Raw genomic sequence first — 20,906 nt, 5'->3', positions numbered from 1 at the left:
GATTTATCATGGTAGTTTAGTTTGACATCCTCCTCGCCCTAAAGGACGGGGATTCCTGCTGCCAGACGCTCATGTCCGAGCGCGAGAAGGTTCTTAGCCGCATTGACATCTCTATCATGCGTTACCCCACACTCAGGGCATGACCATTCTCTGATTCGCAAACCTGCTCTACCTTTCGGACTGTTGGAGCTGATACAGCCGCAACACGAACAGACTTGGGTAGTGTACGATTCATTGACTTCGATAAACACCCCTGACCGCGCCCTCGCTTTGTATTTCAGTTGTGTTTTGAGCATGAACCAACCCGCATCCAAGACCGATTTAGCCATCTTGGTTTGGGCTAGGGCGGAACTGCTCACATTGCCAATGACGATTAAGCCGTTGTCGTTAACGACTTTACGGGTGAATTGGTGAATCGCATTTAAGCGACGGTTTTTAATCTGAGCATGAATCGCTTTGATGCGCTTCTTTTGCTTAGCACGCTGGGCTATGCCTAACTTAGACTCTAGCTCACGATAGAACTGCTTAGATTCCAGTTTTAAGCCATTGCTACAGGTAGCGGTATCTTTTAGACCTAGGTCAATACCCACTTGCCCTTTAGCGGTGGTTTCCATGCAGAGGATTGGGATTTCTACCACGATATTGAAATACCAACGACCTCGTGCGTCTTGGGAAAAGCTACCTGAACGAAACTCGTATTGAGACAAGCCATAGCTATCCCACACCTTGAAATAATGCCCCGCAAAATAGACTTGCCCCCCTTTCCATTTGGCTGCGCCCGTTTTAAAGGGTATCCAGCCTAATGAACGCTTAGAGCCGCTAGAGATTCTCCAACGCAATTTATCCGTTTTGAATTGCCGACGCGCTTTATGGTGAGCGGCTATAACTTCTTGCGTGGTGGTCGAGTGAATAATGAACCCACGTTCGGACTTGATACCTTTCAGTTGCTTTTGCAGGTCAAAGGCGGAAAAGTTACTACGCACCCAACCGACTTCAGGAATTGGTACAAAAGAGTAGAGAGCCGTGATTTCATTCGCCGCGTTCCAGACTTGATTCACCTCAAATGCCATTTGCTCAAGGATAGGTTTGTGTTTATCCTTGACTCGTACTTTAAGGGTTTTGAGGTGAGTAGTGGGTTTCATGTGATTGATTATACTATCAAAACAACACAGTGTCTTGCCTATGGTGCTGCCTTTCATCGGCTGTCGTCGATAGCCTTATATCCCCTAGCCTTTCGGAAAATGCTTTACGGCTCTTCCGGTAATTACGATACTATGAAAGTAAGTTAAAGCCTACTCTTACCCATAGCCTAGGAGATTGCCATGAAAGCGTATCAACATATTTTAATTCCCGTTGATTTTTCTCCCGTTAGCGCCCGCTTGATTAATCGTGGTAAAGAACTCGCAGCGCAATATCAAAGCCATTTAAGCCTATTGCATGTGGTACAAGATCTACCGCTCACTGCTCAAGCGTTTGGTGATGTACCTAGTATTACCATAGAGCCTGAAATTCAAGCTAAATTAGTTGAAGATACACAACAGCAATTAGCTAAATTAGCTAAAGAACAAAACTTAAGTACTGAAACTAAACTCGAAATTGCTGAAGGTTTACCCTATGACAGCATTATGGAGTATGTAGAGACTAATGGTATTGATCTGATTATCACCGGACACAGTGCTAGAAAAGGGTTGCTAGGCTTTATGATGGGGTCTACCGCAGAGAGTATTGTAAAGCATGCCAAATGCGATGTGCTGGTCATGCATGCACCTAAAGATGCTTAAGCATCCAACTTCCCATTTCTGCATATAAAGGCATGGGCGTTGACAATACCGAGCGATGCCCAGCGCCTGCGACCGTTACCCAACGTTTTTGTGAGCTACCTACCGCCTCATAAAGTGAACGTCCTTGCTGCACTCCAATTAATTGATCGTGATCACCATGTACCACCAAAGTGGGGGTTTGTACTTGTTTTGCCCACTGTGCAGGGGTAATAGTGCTAACCACTGTTTTACCCCTAAGCTGTCGAATTTGATCAATTGCCGCTCGCGCCCAGATCCCCGCAAACTGTAAGCTTTGTGGCATTTTTTCCAACATAATGCGCTCCATCTGATCAAAACTACTGACCACAATTAAGCTATTCCAATAATCGGGGGCTTCACTTGCAGCAGCGACTGCAAAAGCTCCCCCCATGGATAAGCCCCATAGGAATACAGGTTGCTTGGGCCAATTAAAGTGTTGTGCAGCATCTTCAAAAGCTAATCGTGGTAATTGGCGTTCAAAAGCCGTCGCGCCAAAATAGGTTTCACGTATAGGGCTTGCACCGTGTGCAGGTAAATCAATCAGTAAGCAACGAAAACCCAAAGCAGCGAAACGTTCCGCAACGGGTAAGAGATCCTCTTTGCGTCCTTTACGTCCATGTAGTAGCACCACTGTGCCTAATATTTTTCCGTAGGGGGCTATAGCTTGTTTACTAGCGACTTGTTGGCGAATGCGCTTACCAATATTACTAATATAACGTGGATCACTTTCTACGACTAAACACGGTGCTTTACCTTGTAAACAGGTATAGCTTTGAATCTTGAGCGCAAAGTGAGTGGGATTATTCAGGCGCTCTTGATGATAGGGTAGTAAAGGTCGGCGCGGAGGCGTAAAGATGCTATCAGTCCAATGATTGAGCGCCCAGAGGGTAGGGCTAAGGACGAGTAATAAACCAATCATAGTTTGACGCAAAGCGCGACCGATTACTTTCACAGGGATTCCCTTTATTCTTATGGTTAGCACTTAGTTTGACTGTGAAAGTTGCAAAAGGTATTCGTCTGATCTGGAGTTTTTGTGCAGATCAGACGAATAACAAGCCATTAGCGCCGCGACTGAATATAGGCTTGAGCCATACGCCGTCCTAATTCCATTTGACCCTGAGCGCTGTAGTGAATGTGATCATGTAAAGTACCTAGACCCTCAGTATTAACCAAACGGGTATAGGGCAAAGTACGGGCTAATTGAGCTTGGCTGGTTTGTACTATATCGAGCATTTTAAAAAGCGGTGAGGTGGGGTTGACGCGTCCCATCACGAGCAGGCTATTAGGTGCAGCTATATCGCTGCGCAGATGATTAATAAATTGCTTTACCTGTGTTTGGTAGTTTTGTGCATCCATGAGTTTGCGTGCATCTTGCTCGCCCTGCATCCAGATAATGGCATCAACTGGAGGGGTGGCTTTTTTAAAATATTCGGGTATGGCTAACTGTAATTGGCGGATTAGGCTGTAATACAAAGGCTGACCACGCTGCCATTGCTTAATGGAGCTACCCGTTGCGGCGACTTTAATCAGAATATGCTGATCATTAGGAAAAGCGCGGGCGACCTCGTGAGCAAATGTTACTTCTGGTCCAAAATAAGCCGTATGTGCTAGCGGTTTTAAGCGTCCTTGATAATAAAACTGCACATTGGCAGGTGTGGTTTTATAAACCGGAGGTAATTCATAGGTTCTACCGCGCCCCATCATATTGGATTGTCCGGCGAGTAGATAAATACGCTCTTTAGCTTGTAATACCGGTGCTAACAGCGTGCTTAAAACAATGCCCCCTATCAGTATCATTTTACCCATAGGTATCCCTCCCTAGTTGTTGTAACCATCAGTGAATGCGTACAGGCGTGAGTGTAGAGTTTCAGCCTAAAAGTCGCTAGCAGATAATACTTAGTCAGTTTGATACGGAAGGCACAGTGCTCCAAACATTTTGCATATTTAGCTGTCACACTGCCTAGTCTGGCTTAAACTTAATAAACTCAATCGCCTCGATTAGGTGTGCAATGCAAAAATTATTAGCCTTTGATCCGCGTTATTATCAGTTAGCAGTACAAATTTCTTTACTCAGTTGGGGGATACTGTTTTTACAATTTCCGATTGCTTGGACGCATATTGCGGTAGTTTTAGGTGTCGCGCTCATTACTCAATGGGCGTTCACGACTTATAAGCATTTAGCGCCTGTCTATTTGAGTACCCTCAATACTAGCTTATCGATTTTATTATTATTGACGGCTCAGAATCCGCTTTGGTTAGGATTGGCTACTGTTATTGCAATTGCCAGTAAGTTTGTCTTGCGCCTAGAGGGACGACATATTTTTAACCCTTCTAATATCGGTATTGTGGCGGTGCTTTTGTTGACTCATGAGGCTTGGGCGTCGTCGGGTAAGTGGGGGCATGAGTTGTGGCTGTTTTTATTAGTGGCAGGTTTAGGGCTGATTCCACAAGTCGGTGCTAAAACCATGTTAGTGTCGATCAGCTTTTTATTGAGTTATGCCGCATTGTTGTTTGCACGCGCATGGTATTTAGGCGATCCGTGGGCGATTCCAGAGCATCAGCTGAATAATGGCTCGTTATTATTATTTACCTTTTTTATGTTGTCTGATCCTAAAACCACACCTTCTCACACGGGAGCAAGAATCTTTTATGGAGTATTAGTGGCAATAGTCTCAGCTCTCATTCAATTTAAGCTGTTTATTCCTAATGCATTCTTATATGCCTTAGTCGTCATGTCACCCTTAGTATTAGTGCTCAATCGCTGGTTGCCTGCTCAAAGGTTTGAGTGGAGTGTGCAACGTTTACCCAAACCCAGCCTTTAGGTAATTTTTAACAAACCCCTAGGTAGTAATTCGCTAAGCTATTGCTTAATAAGCCTGCTTTTGGGTTTATTAAACCTAGCGAGGGTTGAGAAATGAAAGCAATAGTGATGGGTGTAATGTTCAGTGTATTAGCGGCTCCGGTATTAGCGAGTACTTCAGCGTTGCCGCGTTGGGCGAATGGTGAGTCCAATTGTAAAATTGACGGTCGCCCCGCCAAGATGTTTTGGCAAGTGGTCGATGATCCCCAAACCGAGTGTGAAGGTAATATTTGCTCTACTACCAGTGCAGTGAAAACCGTAGGGCGCTTTAGTGATAATGGGGGTGCTTGGGTGGCGCTGAACATGACGGGTGTTGCCAATGGCGGCAATACCTTGAATATTCGCTACATGGGTGCTGAGCGAGATAATTGGCAATTGATCTATGATGCGAGTAGTGAGATGGCAAGTGGCTGGACAACGTGGCGAGGTAGACGTTATCCGTTGTCTTGCTGGAAAGGTGATGTACCGCTGACAGAGCGTTGTGCGAATTACGCGAATCAAGCAGTGCAACAATTCCAAAACGCACAGCAACGCTCTTGTAATGTGCCGCAAGATGCACGTTGGCAGAGTAATTATTCAGCTCACTATGGTTGGTGTATGCAGATTAAAGGGCGAGCGGATGCGCTAGACTCAGAAACACGAGCACGCACCCAAGTGCTCAATCAGTGTCGGCGTATGGAAAGCATTATTAATATTCGCCCCAATGCGGGTACGATTCGTGTAGTGCCCCATTAGCCACCATAGGGCAATCACTTAGGATTGCCCCTACAGATCAATTTACCCCCGCAAGCAGTTAAAGTCAGGCTCAAGGTGCATAAGGCGATTAGCTGGTAATTCATCAGTAGTGGCTCAGTGATAAAAGCGCTATCTATGATGAGTTTGTGAAAGCTTGTCAATGTGGCGAATAAGCGTTAGGTCAAATACTTAAGCTTTTCCCGTGTTGAGGTCAGTTGTCTATTAATTAAGACGCGGGTTTCTTGGCTAATACCTAGTAGCTTAGCAGTGGCTTCCCATGTGCTAATCACCTCTGTTACCTCATGAATAATGAGTTGAGCGGCTTGCCAATTAGCCAAGCCTGCAATAGTGGCTAAGTGTTGCAGCGCTTTTAAAGGTGGGTTTTTGCCATAGCCGCCATAAGCTGTGGCATGTTCACCATAGGGATTAGGACTAAAGGTGACATCGTAAAAAGGACTAGGTAGCCATTGACCCTTATCATCCATGAGGAATGCCCAGTTTTTAGCATGATCATCTTGATTAAGGGCAAATAAATTGAATATGGCACGACGAAATTGCTCTTGCCCAACCTGTTCCTCTTTGCATAGCACGCTACTCGCCTTTATCAGGTCCTCATAATCTAAGGAAGGCTCACGAAAATTAGCATCTAATAGCCCCGCTGCACTATGCAAATGCAAGCGCCCCCCTTGTTTAGTGCAATCAAAACGCTCTAAGGCTAACCACGCCTTAGCTCCCGAAGTGGGTGGAGCAGGTAATAGCTGCCATGCTTGGGTATTAATTCCAGCTTGTTTCGCCATAGTGAGATAGGCTGCCTCACATAAGCTTTCTTCATGACCTAGAGGTAAATGACTAGAGGTGAATTTGACTAAATAAGGACGCATACCCTGCTTAGGCGTGGTGCTGCATAGTTCAGGCTGATCAGGGTCTAAGTAAAGCTGGGCTTTGGGGCGAGCACCACCCGAACTACCTGCCTGTACCAACGCGGCGAGTACTATTTTGGTTTGACCTTCAAACAGGGCTTGAGCTTGTAAACCTAGTTCACTGATATTGAGTGTTTCAGTGGAGCTAGAAGCTAGGTCTGAAACAGGTTCATATTCTAATGCCCCCATGCCGTTTTGACCGATAAAGGCGAGACGATCTAGTGGGGTCACCTGATGCGGTAAAACGCCTACCTGCCGAAAGACTCGATCCATGAGCATGAGTCCCCAACCATCAGGTAGTGAATCGGCAAATACACCGTGTAAGCCGCCATGAGGTCGTTTAGGTGCTAGTTGAATAGATGCATCAAACCGCAGATTAAACGGAGACAGCGAGGTGTAATGGTCTAAGTACTCAGGGGCATATTGAAAAAAAATGCCTTGTCTATTTTGAGTGAGTTGCCCTACTGGTACGCGTTCACCTTGAGCTAAGCGTCGCCAAACTGTTAATTGTTCAATAGGTGTGAAGTCTTGCACTGCGTCATAAATCCGTTAAATAGTGAGTCACTTAAACGCGGTGGCTCAAACTCCATATCATCCGCTTTAGGCATAGCAAGCAGCTCGACAATGGTGCTGGATTGTTGGGTGAGGCGTAGGTAGTCCTCCATGCTCAATAACACATGCGCAGGTTTACCGCGATCAGTGATAAAGACGGGACCGATTAAGGCTGCTTTTTTGGCGCGGCTGGTATCTTGATTAAATTCACGACTGGATAGGGTAGTGATCATAGTGCAATTCCTCTATGAGAATGTAGTGACATTACTACAAAATAGAGAGGCGTGCAGTAATCATTCAAAGTTAAAACAGGTTTATTAAAGGCGTAAAAATCAAGATAATCGGTGTAGTGCAAACTCCTATGAAGTCCTCGCTATGTCTGATGCTGTTTTGTCGCCTTCCCATAGTCCTGAACGTGTTGAACGTTTAAAAACTATTTTGTCAGCACTTTATAAGCAGTATGACCTTGAAACTCGTGTTGAGGATAAGCTGCGGATTAAGGCTAGTATTGATGAGCAGGAAGCTGAGTTAAAGCAAGCGCTGGGTATTCATCAAAGTAACCTGCCCCTTACAGCTAAACGCATCCACTCCGACCGTTTGCCTACGGTGAAGGGTGCATTTTTTGGGCGTGAAGAGGAATTAAAGCTATTAGAGGCTGCTTGGAAAGGTGAGGGGGCGCGGATTATTCAATTCATTGCAGCGGGGGGCACGGGTAAGACTAAGCTGATTCGGCATTGGTTGGATAAGACTGAGCCAAATAATGTCATAGCTTGGTCGTTTTATTCGCAAGGATCGAGTGAGGATAAGCAAACCTCGGCGACACCGTTTTTTAGTCATGTGTTTGATAAGTTTGGTGTGGTGTATGACTCGACTCGCTCACCTGAGGCGCTAGGGGAGCAATTAGCCGACTTATTGCAGCGTCAGCGTTGTGTGCTGGTGTTGGATGGATTGGAGCCTTTGCAGCATGCGGGTAAGGGGATGCGTGGGGAGCTAAAGGATCGCGCCTTAAAGCAATTATTAAAAAGTCTGGTGGCACAGACGCAGTGCTTGTGCATTATCACGACGCGGATAGCGGTGCATGAGTTGTGTGATCGAGCGCAGGTGCTTAGCCATGATTTACATAATTTGGCGGTCGCGGACGGGGTGCGATTATTGCGCTCTTTGGGAGTGAAGGGGAGTGATAAGGAGCTAAGCCAAGCAGTGCGCGACTATGGGTGTCATGCTTTGGCATTGAATTTATTGGGGAATGCGCTCAGTACTTATCTAGGGGGCGAGGTGGTAAAGCGCGATACCCTAGGTGAGTTAATGGATGAGTATGATGAGACGGGGCGGCATGCGTTTAGGGTGATGCAGGCGTATGAGCGCTGGTTGGCGGGGACGCCGGAATTACAGGTATTGTATTTATTGGGTTTGTTTGATCATCCGATAGAGATTGAGGTGTTGGAGGTATTACTAGCAGCGGATATTCCGCACTTGACTACTGCACCTAAGCGTTGGTGGCATCGAGTGCTTAAGCGTAAGCATCAATTCACAACGCAAGAGCGTAAAAAGTGGCAAAGCGTGATTCACAGTTTACGTGAGCAGCATCATTTATTGTCGAATCATCAGGGGCGGGGGGAATTGTTGGATTGTCATCCGTTGATTCGGGAGTATTTTGGGCGGCAATTAGCGCGACAACAGCCGGATGCGTGGCGGCAGGCGCATGAGGTGTTGTATCAGTATTATAAGCATTTACCCGAAAAGAAATTGCCGGATACGGTGGAGGAGATGCAGCCTTTGTTTGCGGCGGTGGCGCATGGGTGTGCGGCGGGGTTGCATCAGCATGCTTTGGATGAGGTGTATTGGACGGGGATTCGACGTGAAGGAGAGGCTTATATTGTTCATAAGCTGGGAGCTTTCAGTGATGATCTAGCGGGGGTAGCGCATTTTTTCACAATTCCTTGGTCAGTGCCTGCGGCGGATTTAAGTGAGTATGATAAAGCTGTGATACTGAATTGGGCAGGTTTTAGCTTGCGTGCCTTGGGGCGCTTGCGTGAGGCAGTCGAGCCGATTAAGGCAGGTGTGAAATTATTGGTAGGTAATAAGAAGTGGAAAAATGCTGCTATAGCGGCTAGCAACCTTAGCGAAATCCAACTGACCCTAGGTGATATTCATGCTGCGATAGAGAGTGCTAGGGCGAGTGTGGACTATGCCGAGCAGTCGGGGAATTTATTTGAGCGTATGTCAGACCGTACCGCCCTCGCGGATGCGCTGCATCAAGCGGGAGAGGCAGCCTCAGTGCAAGAGGCTTTAGCCCTGTTTCAAGCGGCAGAGCAAATACAACAGGAAATACAGCCTGAGTATCCACGCCTGTATTTACTGAAAGGTTTTCGCTATTGCGATCTGCTGCTAGCACAAGAGCAAGTGGCGGAGGTGGTGGAGCGGGCGGAGTATGATTTAGATTGCTGGGAGAATCATTTTACTAACGGCAGTTTATTAAGTTTTTCATTGCCAAAACTCACTCTAGGCAGAGCCCTCTCACAGGAAAGCTACCTAAACCAAGCGGTAGAGGGTCTACGTGCAGCAGGTACACAACATCATTTACCTCGTGGACTACTCGCCCGCGCTCAATATTACCGCCACACCCAAGACTACCCCAAAGCCCACACCGACCTACAAGAAGTCTACGACATCGCCGAACCTAGCGGTATGCGTTTACACCTCACCGACTATCATCTGGAAATGGCGCGGCTCTTGTGGGCGGAACAAGACGCACGAGGGGTTGAGCTACCCCCATCCCAACCTTCCCCCGAAGTGGCATAAGTATCTACACAAGTTGAAGTGATGATGAGAAGATAACGGTATGGATATAAAAAAAGTTAGCGGGTGTGGATGCCCGCCTGAGTTTGCGTTATGAACGCATGGTTCAGAGTTACATGAAGGTCAGTGAGCCGCTGAGTGCAGGTATGAAAGCCTTGAACGATGGGGTGAGCAGTTTTGCCCACACACAAGCGGCGTGGCGTTTTTTATGCGAATCCGATGGTGAGTTTGTCAGTGCTGCAAGCGCCGTTAACGGCAGCGGCTCATGAGGGCATTACGGAGCGCTGTGGTTCGTATGCGTTGTGTATCCACGATTGGTCGCGGTTAGCGTATCGTCATGCGAATAAGGCAGATCGTTATGCGATTACGCATGCCAGCGATCAAGGCTATGATTTACAAAGTAGTTTAGTCATCAGTGATCAAACCGGTGAACCGATTGCCCCGGTAGCGCAATGCCTAGTGAGTGGAGTGGGTCGTCAGACCACGTATGAGGAGGAGGTGTTAACGCCTCGTACGCATTTGGATGAGGTGAGCCGTGCGATGGAGCATCTGGAGGGCTTAGGGTTTTCCCGTCCCTTGGTTCATCTGATGGATCGCGAAGGGGATTCGGTGGGTCATTACCGTCGTTGGCAGTCATCCGGGATTCAGTGGTTGGTTCGTATTCGGGACAACCCGCAGTTGACCTATCAAGGGTCGGCTCTAGCCAGTAAAACCCTAGCAGAGCAGCTCACCTACCATCGAGCCAGAACCGTACAGGTTCAGGGTAAACCCCATGAACAATACGTGGGCGAAATACCGGTGAGTGTAACCCGTCGGTCTAAACCGAGCTGTAAAAAGCAGGTCCACCCTCGGTCGCGGGGGAGCCGGTGATGGCACGCTTGGTGGTCAGTCGCCTCTTCAATGAACAAGGGGACATGATCGCTCAGTGGTTATTGCTCACTACCCTCACAGCCCCCACCGCCGACACACTGGTCTTGTGGTACTACTGGCGTTGGCAGATTGAGAGTTTCTTTAAACTACTCAAATCCGCCGGACATCAACTCGAAGCGTGGCAACAGGAGTCTGCACTAGCCGTCGCGAAACGGCTTTTGGTCACGAGTATGGCCTGTGTCACCGTCTGGGCGATTGCCGTGAGTCCTCAACCGGAAGTACAGCAACTTCGGCAGTTGTTGATTCGCTTGAGTGGTCGACAGATGCGTTCTAAGGTCACCTTTACTTACCCAGCCTTATTAGCTGGGTTAGAAACTTTTCTGGCGTTAGTCCAGCTACTGGACTCGTATTCACCCGCAGAGATTCAAACCCTCTCCCAGACCCTCCGTTCGGTAATGCATAAAAATGTGTAGATACTTATGCCGAAGTGGGGGAAGGAGTAAGACAAGCTCCCTGCCCCCCTTGCGGGGGAAGGGCTGGGGAAGGGGGTCTTAATACCATCACTCACCACATCCAATCCGCCGAAGCCCTAATCAACGCCACAGGCTACCACCGCCGTGATCAAGAATTAGCAGAATTGAAACATCGACTAGGCACAAAATAAAAAACCCGCAAAGGCGCGGGTTCTCAATATTCTGTATCACAGATAGGAATACGTGGCGGAGAGAGAGGGATTCGAACCCTCGATAGGGGTTAACCTATACACACTTTCCAGGCGTGCTCCTTAAACCACTCGGACACCTCTCCAGATAGGGACGCAATCCTACCCCAGTAGGGCTTTAAAGTAAATAACTAGCCCGCCGCATTTCCCTGCACGGCGTGATTCCCCACATAATTAGTCATACGCACAAAATCACTCACCTCTAAGGTTTCCGCCCGTCGACTCGGATCAATCCCTAAGGCTGCAAATTCTGCATCACTCAAAACCCCTTTAAGATTATTCCGCAAAGTCTTACGCCGCTGCGCAAAAGCCAGCGCCACCAATTCAGACAGCTTTTTTATACTGTACACAGGTTCTTTAATCACCCGACGCGGTGTGAGACGCACCACCGCAGAATCGACTTTAGGGGGAGGATTAAACGCCGAGGGCGGCACATCGAATAAAAACTCAGTCTCGCATAAATACTGCACCATCACCGCCATGCGCCCGTGATCTTTATCACCCGCGACCGCTACCAGCCGATCCACGACTTCTTTTTGCAACATAAAGTGCATATCTTCGATCACCTCCACCTGCTCCAATAAATGGAAAATCAGCGGAGTAGAAATATTGTAGGGCAGATTACCCACCACCCGAATCTTGTCACCACGAGCCAGTGCCTTAAGATCAATCGTGAGCGCATCTTGAGCGTGAATCGTGAGCTTATCTTTTAAATCCGCTTGCGACTGCCACCACGCAATCACATCTCGATCTAACTCCACTACTTCTAAATGCTCGACCTGCTCCAAAAGCGGAAACGTCAACGCCCCCCCACCCGGACCAATTTCAATGATCTGCTGCTCAGATTTGGGGTAAATCACACGCACTAGGCTATTGATAATGTAGGTATCTTGTAAAAAATGTTGTCCAAAACGCTTTTTGGTGCGGTTTTGATAATGGCTCATAGGTTTCTGATTTAAAAAGTACTAATAAAAAAATGGCGGACTCATAGCCCGCCATTTTGCATAAATGACTGTAGAACTAGAGATTAAGGCATAATCTTCAATTCTACCCGCCGATTTTGCGCCCGCCCGTCATTGGTCGTATTGGGCGCAATCGGTTGAGTTTCACCATAACCTTTAGCGCTTAAATTCGCTGCATTAATACCTTTACTCACTAAGTAGTTTAACACCGCTTGAGCACGCGCTTGCGAGAGGCTCATATTGCGAGCGTCATTACCGACATCATCCGTATGACCGCCTACCTCCAGTTTCAGCTCTGGGTATTTACGTAGCGTTTCAGCTGCATCGTCTAAGATCGGTAAGGATTCAGCCGTTAAGCGATTAGAACCCGTTTCAAAGTTCACACCTTTCAGATTGATATTGGCATTTTTAGCACAGCCGACTTGATTGACCGCAGCCCCTGTTGCGGTGTCAGGGCATAGATCATCGGTATCCGCTACACCATCAGCATCGGCGTCAGGGATGAGTTCGCAGCCTTTGTCATCAACTTTCACACCGGCTGGGGTATTGTGGCAAGTGTCTTTGCTGTCCACCACACCATCTTTGTCAGAGTCGAGTTCACAGCCTTTATCATCGACTTTTGCCCCTGATGGGGTAGCAGCGCAAGTGTCTTTGCTATCAACAACCCCGTCGCTATCCGAGTCAAGTTCGCAGCCTTTGTCGTCCACCTTCGCGCCTGCTGGGGTGTTGGCACAAGTATCTTTGCTATCCACAATACCGTCTTTGTCAGAGTCAAGCTCACAACCCTTATCATCGACTTTTGCACCGGCTGGAGTGGCGGCACAAGTGTCTTTGCTATCGACTACACCATCTTTGTCGGTGTCCAGCTCGCAGCCTTTATCGTCCACCTTCACGCCTGCTGGAGTAGAAGCACAAGTGTCTTTACTATCAACTACGCCGTCGCTATCAGAATCGAGTTCGCAGCCTTTATCATTGACCTTCGTGCCTGCTGGTGTGTTGGCACAAGTATCTTTGCTATCAACTACACCATCTTTGTCAGAATCGAGTTCACAGCCTTTATCATTGACTTTTGCACCGGCTGGTGTGTTGGCACAAGTATCTTTACTGTCGACTACACCGTCGCTATCCGAGTCGAGTTCGCAGCCTTTGTCATTGACTTTTGCCCCACTAGGCGTGTCAGGACAAGTGTCTAGACCATCATTCACACCATCTTTGTCAGTATCGAGTGCGCAACCTTTAGCATCTACTTTGGCATTAGCGGGGGTATTGGCACAGCTATCAACACTATCTAATACACCGTCCTGATCAGAGTCGAGTTCACAACCCTTTTCATCGACCGTAACTCCTGTTGCAGTCGTTGGGCAAATATCGATACTATCGACGACACCATCTTTGTCAGTATCTAATTCGCATCCTTGAGCGTCTACTTTGGTTCCTGCGGTAGTATTAGGACACTGATCTTTACTATCAAAAACTTTGTCATTATCCGAATCAAGTTCACAGCCTTGAGTATCTACTTTAACGCCTGCTGGAGTGGCGGGGCATTGGTCTTGGCTATTACCGACATTATCGTTGTCATTGTCGAGTTCACAGCCATTAGCCGCGACTTGTAGCGTGCTTGGTGTCCCTAAACATTGATCTTTGCTATCCGGTACTCCATCACCATCATTGTCAATCTCACAACCTAAACCATCGACTTGAGTACCAGCAGCGGTTTCAGGACAAACATCTTGGCTATTGGCTACACCGTCTTTGTCGTCGTCTAGCTCACAGCCACTCTCATTAACTTTTGCACCTTTAGCCGTTAAAGCACACTGATCTTTACTGTCTGCTACACCATCTTGGTCTGTATCTAGTTCGCAACCTGTGGCATCCACACGAGTACCTGCTGGGGTGTCGGGGCAATTATCATGAGGGTCTGTGACCAGATCTTTATCAGAGTCAGTCAGTTCGCGTTTTAATTGCTCAGCTAATTGCTGTTGCTCCGTATTAGCTAGTTTGAGCTTATCTTCTAATTGTTGTTGTATCGTTTGAGCGTCATTGAGTTGAGTCGCTACTTCGGTCACTGCCCCCACTTGAGAGAGTAAGCTTTGTTTTTCTGTCAACCAGTTTTGGCTCTGATTTTTAAACTGATCAAGGTCAGATAGCAGCTCTTGGCGTTGGGTATCCCACTGTTTACCTTTAAGCTCAAGTTGCGTTTTGACATTAGTGATCTCGGCTAATTGAGCTTTAGCTTGTTTTAGATCAGTTGCTAGTTGTTTGCGTTCCGCTTCCCATGCCTGCCATTTTTGCGCGGTGTCGTCTTGAGTAGCTTTCAAATCAGCCAATAATTTATCGCGCTCTTGTTGCAGGGCTTGGCTGGCTTGGTTTTGTTGTGTGATATTTGTTTGTAGCTGGTCACGCTCGACGGTACAGGTTTGCAGGTTTTTATCAGCTTCAGCTTTAACTTGAGTAAGGGTATTTTCCAGTTCAGTACGTTGCTTAGCCCAAGCATTCGATTGTTGATTGAGTCCCTCAAAATTAGCCTGAAGCTGTTGTTTCTCCTCATTTAATTGAGCAATCTGCGCAGCGATTTCAGGAATGGTATTAACCTGTGTAGTGAGGGTGGTAATTGTATCATTTAAAGCTTGGCGTTCCGCTTCCCATTGAGATTCGGTACTTTTAATCGAGTCGAGGTTAGAAAGAAGTTGTTGGCTATTTTGCTTACTTTGACTAAATTGGGCGGCAATTTCGGGAATAGTACCTACTTGTAGCTTGAGGCTATCAATCGTACCCGTCAGTTCTTTCTTTTCTGTTTGCCATTTTTGTTCAAAGTACTCATTACTTTGCTTAGCATTTTTGAGCGCAGTTTGAGTATTGGATAGGTCAGTTTTGATCTTTTTCAGTTCATTGACGGCTTGAGTAGTCGCCGCTTCTTTTTCACTAATTTGCGTTTGAAGGGTACTAAGTTCTTGTTCTTTAGTGGCTAAGCCAGCTTTAAGCGTAGTGATCTCTTTTTCTGTAGCAACCACTAGGGCTTTTAATTCCTCTTGCTCCTTATCGCGCTCGCTCAATACTTTGTGCAGATCATCAAGGGCTGAATCTTTTTCTTGCAAAATAGTATTAAGTTCAGCAGTTTTGTCACCCACATTCGCTTGTAGTTCAGTGAGAGCTTGGGTTTTAGTGGCTAATTGCCCCTTTAAATCACCGACTTCTTTCTTACTGTCCGCTAATTGAGTTTTAAGTTGACCGAGAGTGTCTTGAGTGGTTTTTAATTCTTGTTGTAAAGCTCCGATTTGCTCCGCTTTAGCACTCAAATTTTGCTGAATATCCTTAATATCATTCCATGAGAGCGCCATTCCAGCATTAGCGGGTTGTGGATTAGCGGGGTTTTGCCCAGACATTAATGGCATGGCATTAGGGGCTAGGGGCATAGGATTCATTGGATCAGGGACAGGCCAAGTAAACCCATAGGGATAAGCGGGAACCCACATAGGCACATCACCAGCACTAGGGGCTGCCGTAGGCGGAGTGGTGGCAGTATCAGGCGCGGCTGTTGCGGCAGCATCGGGTGGGGTAGGCATTGCCGAGCCATCGCCATAATAAGGATAAACCGGAACGCCAATGGTGTAAGGGAAGGGCATAGCTCCCACAGTATTATCAGTACCCGTCCCCATAGATAAAGGCATGGCACTATTAGCACTAGCTCCTACCCCCAAACCCATGCCCATACCGCCTGTCATAATCTCCTGTGAGGACAGCATAGGATAAACCAGTACGCCTGTGGTATTCAGATCAGTAGGAGGGGTGAGTGTTGGTGCATTAGGAACCGTGGGTGCTGTACCCTCCTCTGGTAAAGCATTCGGATTAGGCCACTGATTGTCTGCATGGAGCGCAGCGCTTACCAATGCAGTGATCAGAGTTACTCCAGTAATCAGTTTATACATGCGTCAAACCTCACGCTGAGTTTGGGAATAGGATTATTTGCCACCTATAGATAGGTCACGTCGTGCTGAGGAAATAGTAATAGTAAAGCCTGCGATGACATCTAGAAAAGACATGCAGGTTAAAATTAAAAACACTGAGTTTCCTCCTGACGGATTAGTAAGCCAATACACTAAATAAAAAATCAATACTATGGTGGATAGTAGATGATCGGCAATAGTTGTTTCTGAAGTGCGAGTAGACTTAAATAACTCGACATATAGCGCTACTATACCAGTTAATACCATAATATCTCCCCACGTAGGACGCCAAAGATGACCTGAAGGGAGCGTAATATTCAAAACAATGACATTTAAACCCCTAGGAAAGATACCAAACTGTACTAATGTCCAATAAACTAGCAGGATGATACCAAATAAGGGTATAAAGGGCAGTAAACGCATCATAGGTTATCTCTGATTGGTAGTTGTGGGGTAATGAACGACGCCGGAGTATAAGTCGTTAGAGATAAGAGCGCTGTTCATCCATTACAAGTCATTGTCCTAGCTCGACATTATAAGGGATAGTCACGGTCAGGGCGCGGACAAGATCTAATCAAGGCTAAGAGGCTTCCGTTTATCGAATAACAGGATAAACATGCCGCGCTCGTCGGCAATCGGTATAAGTGAGCGGATAAAGTCGCTTATACTAGGGCAAATAGGCGCTGCCCTGAGTCCATAACAATAAAAAAATAATAAAACTATAGCGAGACAAACCATGAAAATTACTAAGCGCTACTTGCTTTCCCAATGGCTATTGCTCCCCCTGTTATCCTTATCCTGCTCTTCCCTAGTACTAGCTAATGAGTTAGCTGACTTTGAAGCTCCTGAAGCAGTACTCACCTTAGAGGATGATTATGTAGAACAACCTGATACAGAGGTTCAGATACAAAGTACAGCACCTAATGCTCATGCTCAAGCCAAAGCACTAGCGAATGAGGACGATGGTTTATTAGAAGACTCTCAAACAACGGCGGTCGTAGGCGGCAGTAAAAGCTATATGGGTGGAAATACCCGTATTGGCGTGAGTGTGGATACGCAATACAAATTGCGCCTTGATGGCACGCAAGTGTTTTCAGATACCAAAAACTCTGTCACCAGTGGAGAGGGTTGGGTAGGTTTTAATCCTAAGGCTAAAGAGGGTGAAGAAAAGCTAACGGGTGCTGGGGTGAAGGTGAATCACCATTGGGTAGGTAAAAATGATACGGGTGGCGTAGATCGAGTGCATAAAGTCTTTGGTGCTTATGACCAAAATGAACACAGCGACAAGAAAATCACCGCAGGTTATGGTCAAGAAACCCAAAATATGTTTTGGTCTGGTCAAGCCAGTATGGCTAAAGGTGATGACCGTATCGTGGGCTATAGCTCTAATAAAACGGCTATTGTTGAGCGCCCTTATGACTATGGAGTCGGAGCGCGTGTAGGTACATTCTTACCGAATCAATTGATGCAGGTGCAAGGCGGGGTAGATCTAGAGTTTGGCAAAAACTATGCCGACAATGAAAAGCGCCCTACCCAAGTCACCGTATCCGGTGGAGTTGAGAAATTCTTTATGGATTCCCCTCATAGTGTGGGAGCTAATATTGAGTTGCTCAATAAAACGGGGGGCACAGAAGGTGAAAAGACTAATGATGCTCGCGGTAGTTTAAGTTATCGCTATGAGTTTGGTGGTGCGGGTCTTTATGAGCCTAATCAAGTCTACAAACGGGTGCGTGTAGAAATGCCGGGCGAGGAAAAGGTCGTGCGTACTCCCGCCAAAATAGAACGCAAGATGATTAAAAATACCATGGAGCTGGAAGGGGATACCTTCTTTGAGCGTGGTAAGGCTGTTTTGTTACCTGCCGCGAAACAACGTCTGCAATCTATCATGGCGCAAATGCGTAATGGGGTTCAGGGTAATATTCATATTGTAGGGAATACCTGTGATTTAGGCTCCGATGAGGATAATCAATTGTTATCCGAACAACGCGCTAATGCGGTTAGAGATTATTTTATTGAAAATGGCTTTGATCCAGACACCTTACTAGCAGAAGGGGTGGGAGAGGCTAATCCTAAGTATCCTAATGATGAGGCGCACCGTTATCGTAATCGCCGCGTTGATGTCGAGTACATGACCTATCAAACGGACTATAAAGAAGTAGTAGTGGATGAAGCAACTACTACTACAGTACGTAGCGCTCCCCGTGTCACATGGCGCCAAGAATTAGTGAAAACCCCGCCTAAGTGGGTCGAGCGTGCCTTACGTAATAATATTCAGCACAAGCGTTCGATTGATACCTATCGGACTGGTGGGGTCGTCAATGCACCTGAAGAAGGCGATATTATCGTCGCACGTAAGGATGATTTTACCTTCTACAGTGGTGATTTAGGTAAAGTACAAGTACTGGATATACTAAGGAACGACAATATTTTAGCAGGTACTACGATTAAAATTGTAAGTAATCCTAATAACCTAGTATTAGCAGTTAATGGTAATACTGTTAGTTATACGCCTTCTGCAGTAGGAAAATATAGCTTTACTTACAAGCTGGTTGCGCCAGATGGTAGTGAAAGTAATGTAACAACCGCTAATATTACAGTAGATAGTTGTTTTGCTGCCGGAAAGTGTTCAACTTTAGAGTTAACTCAAGATACCTTCCAAGTAGCACTTGGTGATAGTACTACATATACCATACCCGTATTAAAGAATGACAAAGGTGAAGACTTAAGAATTATTAGTGTGAGCGAGCCTAAATACGGTACTGCGGTCATTAGCTCAGATGGTAAATCTATTATGTATACCTTACGCCATGGCTACTGTGTAGATCATGTCTTTACTTATCAAGTACAGGATGCTTATGGTCGTACCGCTCAAGCAACAGTTAACGTTAAAATTCAATAATTAATATTATTAGCAACTAAGGGCCACTAATTGTTAAGCAGTTAGTGGCCTTGTTATTGGTTGAAAGAATGACACTCCCTAGCGGTGTGCAGGCAGTGTGTTATGCTAATAGGTATTTCAAGCAATAATAGTGATTAAGTACAGTGCGTCGTTCTTCTACTCTAATTAATCCTACTAAGCGCCGTTCGCGTTGGTGGTGGGTATTAGAGTTTTTAGTGATTTTATTGATTGTTTTAGGTTTTAGGGCTTGGAATCAAGCCGACTTAATTGCGGGTGTTGCGCCTAATTTTAAAGCAGATATGCTCAGTGGCGAACGTGTAGAATTAATGGATTATCGGGGTGAGCCATTACTGCTTTATTTTTGGCATCCTGATTGTGTGATGTGTCAATTACAACAAACCACCATTAGCGATTTAGCTAAAAATCATTCGGTGTTAACCGTAGTACAGGCTCAGCATAAAGAGCAGCTGCTCAGTTATATGGACAATCGTGGCATTAGCGGATGGCCTACCATTATCGATGAGCAAGGTAGTATTCATCGACAATTCGCAGTCAAAGCCACGCCCACTCATTACATTATTGATGGTGAGGGGCTAATTCGCTTTCGAGAGATAGGATTAAGCACTAGCTGGGGATTACGGTTACGCCTTTGGTTTGCGGGCGAACAGATGGAGAGCGAGGGTATTTAGGGCTTGAGCTAAAATTAGGCTCTTAGTGTGCTGAAAATTAATTCGACCTACTCTAAGAGGTTGGGTTGAAAATGATAATAATTATCATTAATATCGTGCTCAATTTAAATAGTCATTCGAGGCATAGATATTAATGCGTAAACTATTCAGTTTAGCTTTAGGGTTAGTATTGGCTACACCCGTTTGGGCAGAGGGTGAGGTCAATGTGTATTCTTCGCGTCAAGAACAATTAATTAAACCAATTTTAGAAAAATTCACCGCTAGCACAGGCATTAAAGTGAATTTGGTCACGGGTAAAGATGATGCCCTGATTGAACGTCTCAAATTAGAGGGTGACAATTCTCCGGCTGATGTTTTGCTAACCGCTGATGCAGGGCGCTTATATCGAGCTAAAAGCATGGAGCTAACCCAAGCAATCGAGTCTGAAACCCTAAAAACTAATATTCCAGAACATTTACGCGATCCTGAAAATCACTGGTTTGGTCTGACCTATCGCGCTCGCCCGATTTTCTATGTCAAAGATAAAGTTAAACCGGAACAACTCTCTACTTATGCCGATTTAGCTGATCCCAAATGGAAAGGCAAAATCTGCGTGCGCAGCTCCGATAATATTTACAATCAATCGATGACTGGCTCCATGATTGCTAGTATTGGAGCGGAGGCCACTGAAAAGTGGGTGACAGGTTTCGTGCAAAACTTTGCTCGCCCACCTGAGGGCGGTGATCGTGATCAAATTAAAGCCGCAGCCGCAGGTCAGTGTGATTTAGCGATTGCCAATACTTACTACTTTGGACAAATGCTCAGTGGTGACAATGCGGAAGAAAAAGCAGCGGCTGAAAAAGTCGCTATTTTCTGGCCGGATCAAGCCGAAGGACAACGTGGTACGCATATCAATATTAGTGGCGGCACAGTCACTAAAGCGGCTAAAAATAAAGATAATGCTGTAAAATTACTCGAATATCTCACTAATGATGAAGCACAAAGTTGGTACGCCGAGCATAATCAGGAGTATCCAGTGAAAGCAGGTGTTGCCCCTAGTAGCTTATTAAAAGGGTGGGGTGAGTTTAAAGCTGATAGCCTGAATCTGTCAGAACTGAGTAAAAACAATGCGGATGCGGTAAAAATAATGGATAAAGCTAATTGGAAATAAGCAAAG

At 46.2% G+C, this 20,906-nt stretch carries 18 protein-coding genes and 1 tRNA gene; 10 read left to right on the top strand and 9 right to left on the bottom strand.

The window, feature by feature from the left end; translation table 11 throughout:
- Window positions 1-38 precede the first annotated feature (38 nt).
- The gene (locus IPL34_RS02175) at window positions 39-1,142 is read right to left on the bottom strand and encodes a transposase (RefSeq protein WP_296837019.1); all 1,104 of its coding nucleotides are present in this window, start codon (window positions 1,140-1,142) and stop codon (window positions 39-41) included.
- 180 nt (window positions 1,143-1,322) lie between these two features.
- On the opposite strand from IPL34_RS02175, the gene IPL34_RS02170 reads away from it, so the two are divergent.
- A complete protein-coding gene (locus IPL34_RS02170; protein ID WP_296837016.1) occupies window positions 1,323-1,781 on the top strand; it encodes a universal stress protein in 459 nt (152 codons plus the stop codon).
- On the opposite strand, the gene IPL34_RS02165 is transcribed toward IPL34_RS02170, so the two are convergent.
- Complete coding sequence (locus tag IPL34_RS02165; RefSeq protein ID WP_296837013.1) at window positions 1,768-2,751, bottom strand: alpha/beta fold hydrolase; 984 nt, start codon at window positions 2,749-2,751, stop codon at window positions 1,768-1,770. The genes IPL34_RS02170 and IPL34_RS02165 overlap by 14 nt on opposite strands.
- Before the next feature lie 107 nt (window positions 2,752-2,858).
- Window positions 2,859-3,605, bottom strand: a complete 747-nt coding sequence (locus IPL34_RS02160; RefSeq protein ID WP_296837010.1) for a sialate O-acetylesterase — start codon at window positions 3,603-3,605, stop codon at window positions 2,859-2,861.
- Between the two features lie 203 nt (window positions 3,606-3,808).
- Here IPL34_RS02160 and IPL34_RS02155 point away from each other — a divergent pair, with 203 nt between their 5' ends.
- Window positions 3,809-4,621 (top strand): RnfABCDGE type electron transport complex subunit D, encoded by an 813-nt coding sequence (locus tag IPL34_RS02155; RefSeq protein ID WP_296837008.1) that lies wholly within the window; start codon window positions 3,809-3,811, stop codon window positions 4,619-4,621.
- A 92-nt stretch (window positions 4,622-4,713) separates the two neighbouring features.
- Window positions 4,714-5,394 carry a DUF6006 family protein gene (locus IPL34_RS02150; protein ID WP_296837005.1) on the top strand — a complete coding sequence of 227 codons (681 nt, stop codon included), beginning with the start codon at window positions 4,714-4,716 and terminating at the stop codon, window positions 5,392-5,394.
- A gap of 176 nt (window positions 5,395-5,570) precedes the next feature.
- Here the strand turns inward: IPL34_RS02150 and IPL34_RS02145 are convergent, their stop codons facing one another.
- Both IPL34_RS02145 and IPL34_RS02140 read right to left on the bottom strand, forming a co-directional pair.
- Complete coding sequence (locus IPL34_RS02145) at window positions 5,571-6,848, bottom strand: type II toxin-antitoxin system HipA family toxin (RefSeq protein ID WP_296837002.1); 1,278 nt, start codon at window positions 6,846-6,848, stop codon at window positions 5,571-5,573.
- The gene (locus IPL34_RS02140) at window positions 6,818-7,099 is read right to left on the bottom strand and encodes a type II toxin-antitoxin system Phd/YefM family antitoxin (RefSeq protein WP_296836999.1); all 282 of its coding nucleotides are present in this window, start codon (window positions 7,097-7,099) and stop codon (window positions 6,818-6,820) included. Before IPL34_RS02140 ends, IPL34_RS02145 begins: the two co-directional genes overlap by 31 nt.
- A gap of 142 nt (window positions 7,100-7,241) precedes the next feature.
- On the opposite strand from IPL34_RS02140, the gene IPL34_RS02135 reads away from it, so the two are divergent.
- From IPL34_RS02135 to IPL34_RS02120, 4 genes are all read left to right on the top strand, one after another.
- On the top strand, window positions 7,242-9,668 hold the full coding sequence (locus IPL34_RS02135; protein ID WP_296836996.1) for an ATP-binding protein: 2,427 nt from the start codon (window positions 7,242-7,244) through the stop codon (window positions 9,666-9,668).
- A 65-nt stretch (window positions 9,669-9,733) separates the two neighbouring features.
- On the top strand, window positions 9,734-9,934 hold the full coding sequence (locus tag IPL34_RS02130; RefSeq protein ID WP_296836991.1) for a hypothetical protein: 201 nt from the start codon (window positions 9,734-9,736) through the stop codon (window positions 9,932-9,934).
- Entirely contained in the window at window positions 9,885-10,535 is a 651-nt protein-coding gene (locus tag IPL34_RS02125; RefSeq protein ID WP_296836988.1) for a hypothetical protein, read from the top strand. The genes IPL34_RS02130 and IPL34_RS02125 overlap by 50 nt, the downstream gene beginning before the upstream one ends.
- The gene (locus IPL34_RS02120) at window positions 10,535-11,008 is read left to right on the top strand and encodes a hypothetical protein (RefSeq protein WP_296836985.1); all 474 of its coding nucleotides are present in this window, start codon (window positions 10,535-10,537) and stop codon (window positions 11,006-11,008) included. The genes IPL34_RS02125 and IPL34_RS02120 overlap by 1 nt, the downstream gene beginning before the upstream one ends.
- A gap of 244 nt (window positions 11,009-11,252) precedes the next feature.
- Here the strand turns inward: IPL34_RS02120 and IPL34_RS02115 are convergent.
- From IPL34_RS02115 to IPL34_RS02100, 4 genes are all read right to left on the bottom strand, one after another.
- Window positions 11,253-11,342, bottom strand: a tRNA-Ser gene (locus IPL34_RS02115).
- 45 nt (window positions 11,343-11,387) lie between these two features.
- Window positions 11,388-12,200, bottom strand: a complete 813-nt coding sequence (gene rsmA / locus IPL34_RS02110) for a 16S rRNA (adenine(1518)-N(6)/adenine(1519)-N(6))-dimethyltransferase RsmA (RefSeq protein WP_296836982.1) — start codon at window positions 12,198-12,200, stop codon at window positions 11,388-11,390.
- 83 nt (window positions 12,201-12,283) lie between these two features.
- Window positions 12,284-16,144, bottom strand: coding sequence for a thrombospondin type 3 repeat-containing protein (locus IPL34_RS02105; RefSeq protein ID WP_296836979.1), 3,861 nt, complete (start codon window positions 16,142-16,144; stop codon window positions 12,284-12,286).
- A gap of 33 nt (window positions 16,145-16,177) precedes the next feature.
- Window positions 16,178-16,588, bottom strand: a complete 411-nt coding sequence (locus tag IPL34_RS02100; protein WP_296836976.1) for a hypothetical protein — start codon at window positions 16,586-16,588, stop codon at window positions 16,178-16,180.
- Between the two features lie 310 nt (window positions 16,589-16,898).
- On the opposite strand from IPL34_RS02100, the gene IPL34_RS02095 reads away from it, so the two are divergent.
- The 3 genes from IPL34_RS02095 to IPL34_RS02085 all read left to right on the top strand — a co-directional run bounded on the left by IPL34_RS02095 (window position 16,899) and on the right by IPL34_RS02085 (window position 20,900).
- Entirely contained in the window at window positions 16,899-19,061 is a 2,163-nt protein-coding gene (locus IPL34_RS02095; RefSeq protein ID WP_296836973.1) for an OmpA family protein, read from the top strand.
- Window positions 19,062-19,204: 143 nt separating this feature from the next.
- Window positions 19,205-19,750, top strand: a complete 546-nt coding sequence (locus IPL34_RS02090; protein WP_296836970.1) for a redoxin domain-containing protein — start codon at window positions 19,205-19,207, stop codon at window positions 19,748-19,750.
- 133 nt (window positions 19,751-19,883) lie between these two features.
- On the top strand, window positions 19,884-20,900 hold the full coding sequence (locus IPL34_RS02085) for a Fe(3+) ABC transporter substrate-binding protein (RefSeq protein WP_296836966.1): 1,017 nt from the start codon (window positions 19,884-19,886) through the stop codon (window positions 20,898-20,900).
- Window positions 20,901-20,906: the final 6 nt, after the last annotated feature.

The organism is Thiofilum sp., from assembly GCF_016711335.1.
GTDB lineage: Bacteria > Pseudomonadota > Gammaproteobacteria > Thiotrichales > Thiotrichaceae > Thiofilum.
Note: the sequence above shows the minus strand (reverse complement) of the source record. Positions and strands in the feature narration are given on the sequence as shown.

What these genes read in the sequence shown, in the direction of transcription:
- IPL34_RS02175 (WP_296837019.1), bottom strand. Translation starts at nt 1,142, where the DNA reads ATGAAACCCACTACTCACCTCAAAACCCTTAAAGTACGAGTCAAGGAT.
- IPL34_RS02170 (WP_296837016.1), top strand. Translation starts at nt 1,323, where the DNA reads ATGAAAGCGTATCAACATATTTTAATTCCCGTTGATTTTTCTCCCGTT.
- IPL34_RS02160 (WP_296837010.1), bottom strand. Translation starts at nt 3,605, where the DNA reads ATGGGTAAAATGATACTGATAGGGGGCATTGTTTTAAGCACGCTGTTA.
- IPL34_RS02155 (WP_296837008.1), top strand. Translation starts at nt 3,809, where the DNA reads ATGCAAAAATTATTAGCCTTTGATCCGCGTTATTATCAGTTAGCAGTA.
- IPL34_RS02150 (WP_296837005.1), top strand. Translation starts at nt 4,714, where the DNA reads ATGAAAGCAATAGTGATGGGTGTAATGTTCAGTGTATTAGCGGCTCCG.
- IPL34_RS02140 (WP_296836999.1), bottom strand. Translation starts at nt 7,099, where the DNA reads ATGATCACTACCCTATCCAGTCGTGAATTTAATCAAGATACCAGCCGC.
- IPL34_RS02135 (WP_296836996.1), top strand. Translation starts at nt 7,242, where the DNA reads ATGTCTGATGCTGTTTTGTCGCCTTCCCATAGTCCTGAACGTGTTGAA.
- IPL34_RS02125 (WP_296836988.1), top strand. Translation starts at nt 9,885, where the DNA reads ATGGTGAGTTTGTCAGTGCTGCAAGCGCCGTTAACGGCAGCGGCTCAT.
- IPL34_RS02120 (WP_296836985.1), top strand. Translation starts at nt 10,535, where the DNA reads ATGGCACGCTTGGTGGTCAGTCGCCTCTTCAATGAACAAGGGGACATG.
- rsmA (WP_296836982.1), bottom strand. Translation starts at nt 12,200, where the DNA reads ATGAGCCATTATCAAAACCGCACCAAAAAGCGTTTTGGACAACATTTT.
- IPL34_RS02105 (WP_296836979.1), bottom strand. Translation starts at nt 16,144, where the DNA reads ATGTATAAACTGATTACTGGAGTAACTCTGATCACTGCATTGGTAAGC.
- IPL34_RS02100 (WP_296836976.1), bottom strand. Translation starts at nt 16,588, where the DNA reads ATGATGCGTTTACTGCCCTTTATACCCTTATTTGGTATCATCCTGCTA.
- IPL34_RS02095 (WP_296836973.1), top strand. Translation starts at nt 16,899, where the DNA reads ATGAAAATTACTAAGCGCTACTTGCTTTCCCAATGGCTATTGCTCCCC.
- IPL34_RS02085 (WP_296836966.1), top strand. Translation starts at nt 19,884, where the DNA reads ATGCGTAAACTATTCAGTTTAGCTTTAGGGTTAGTATTGGCTACACCC.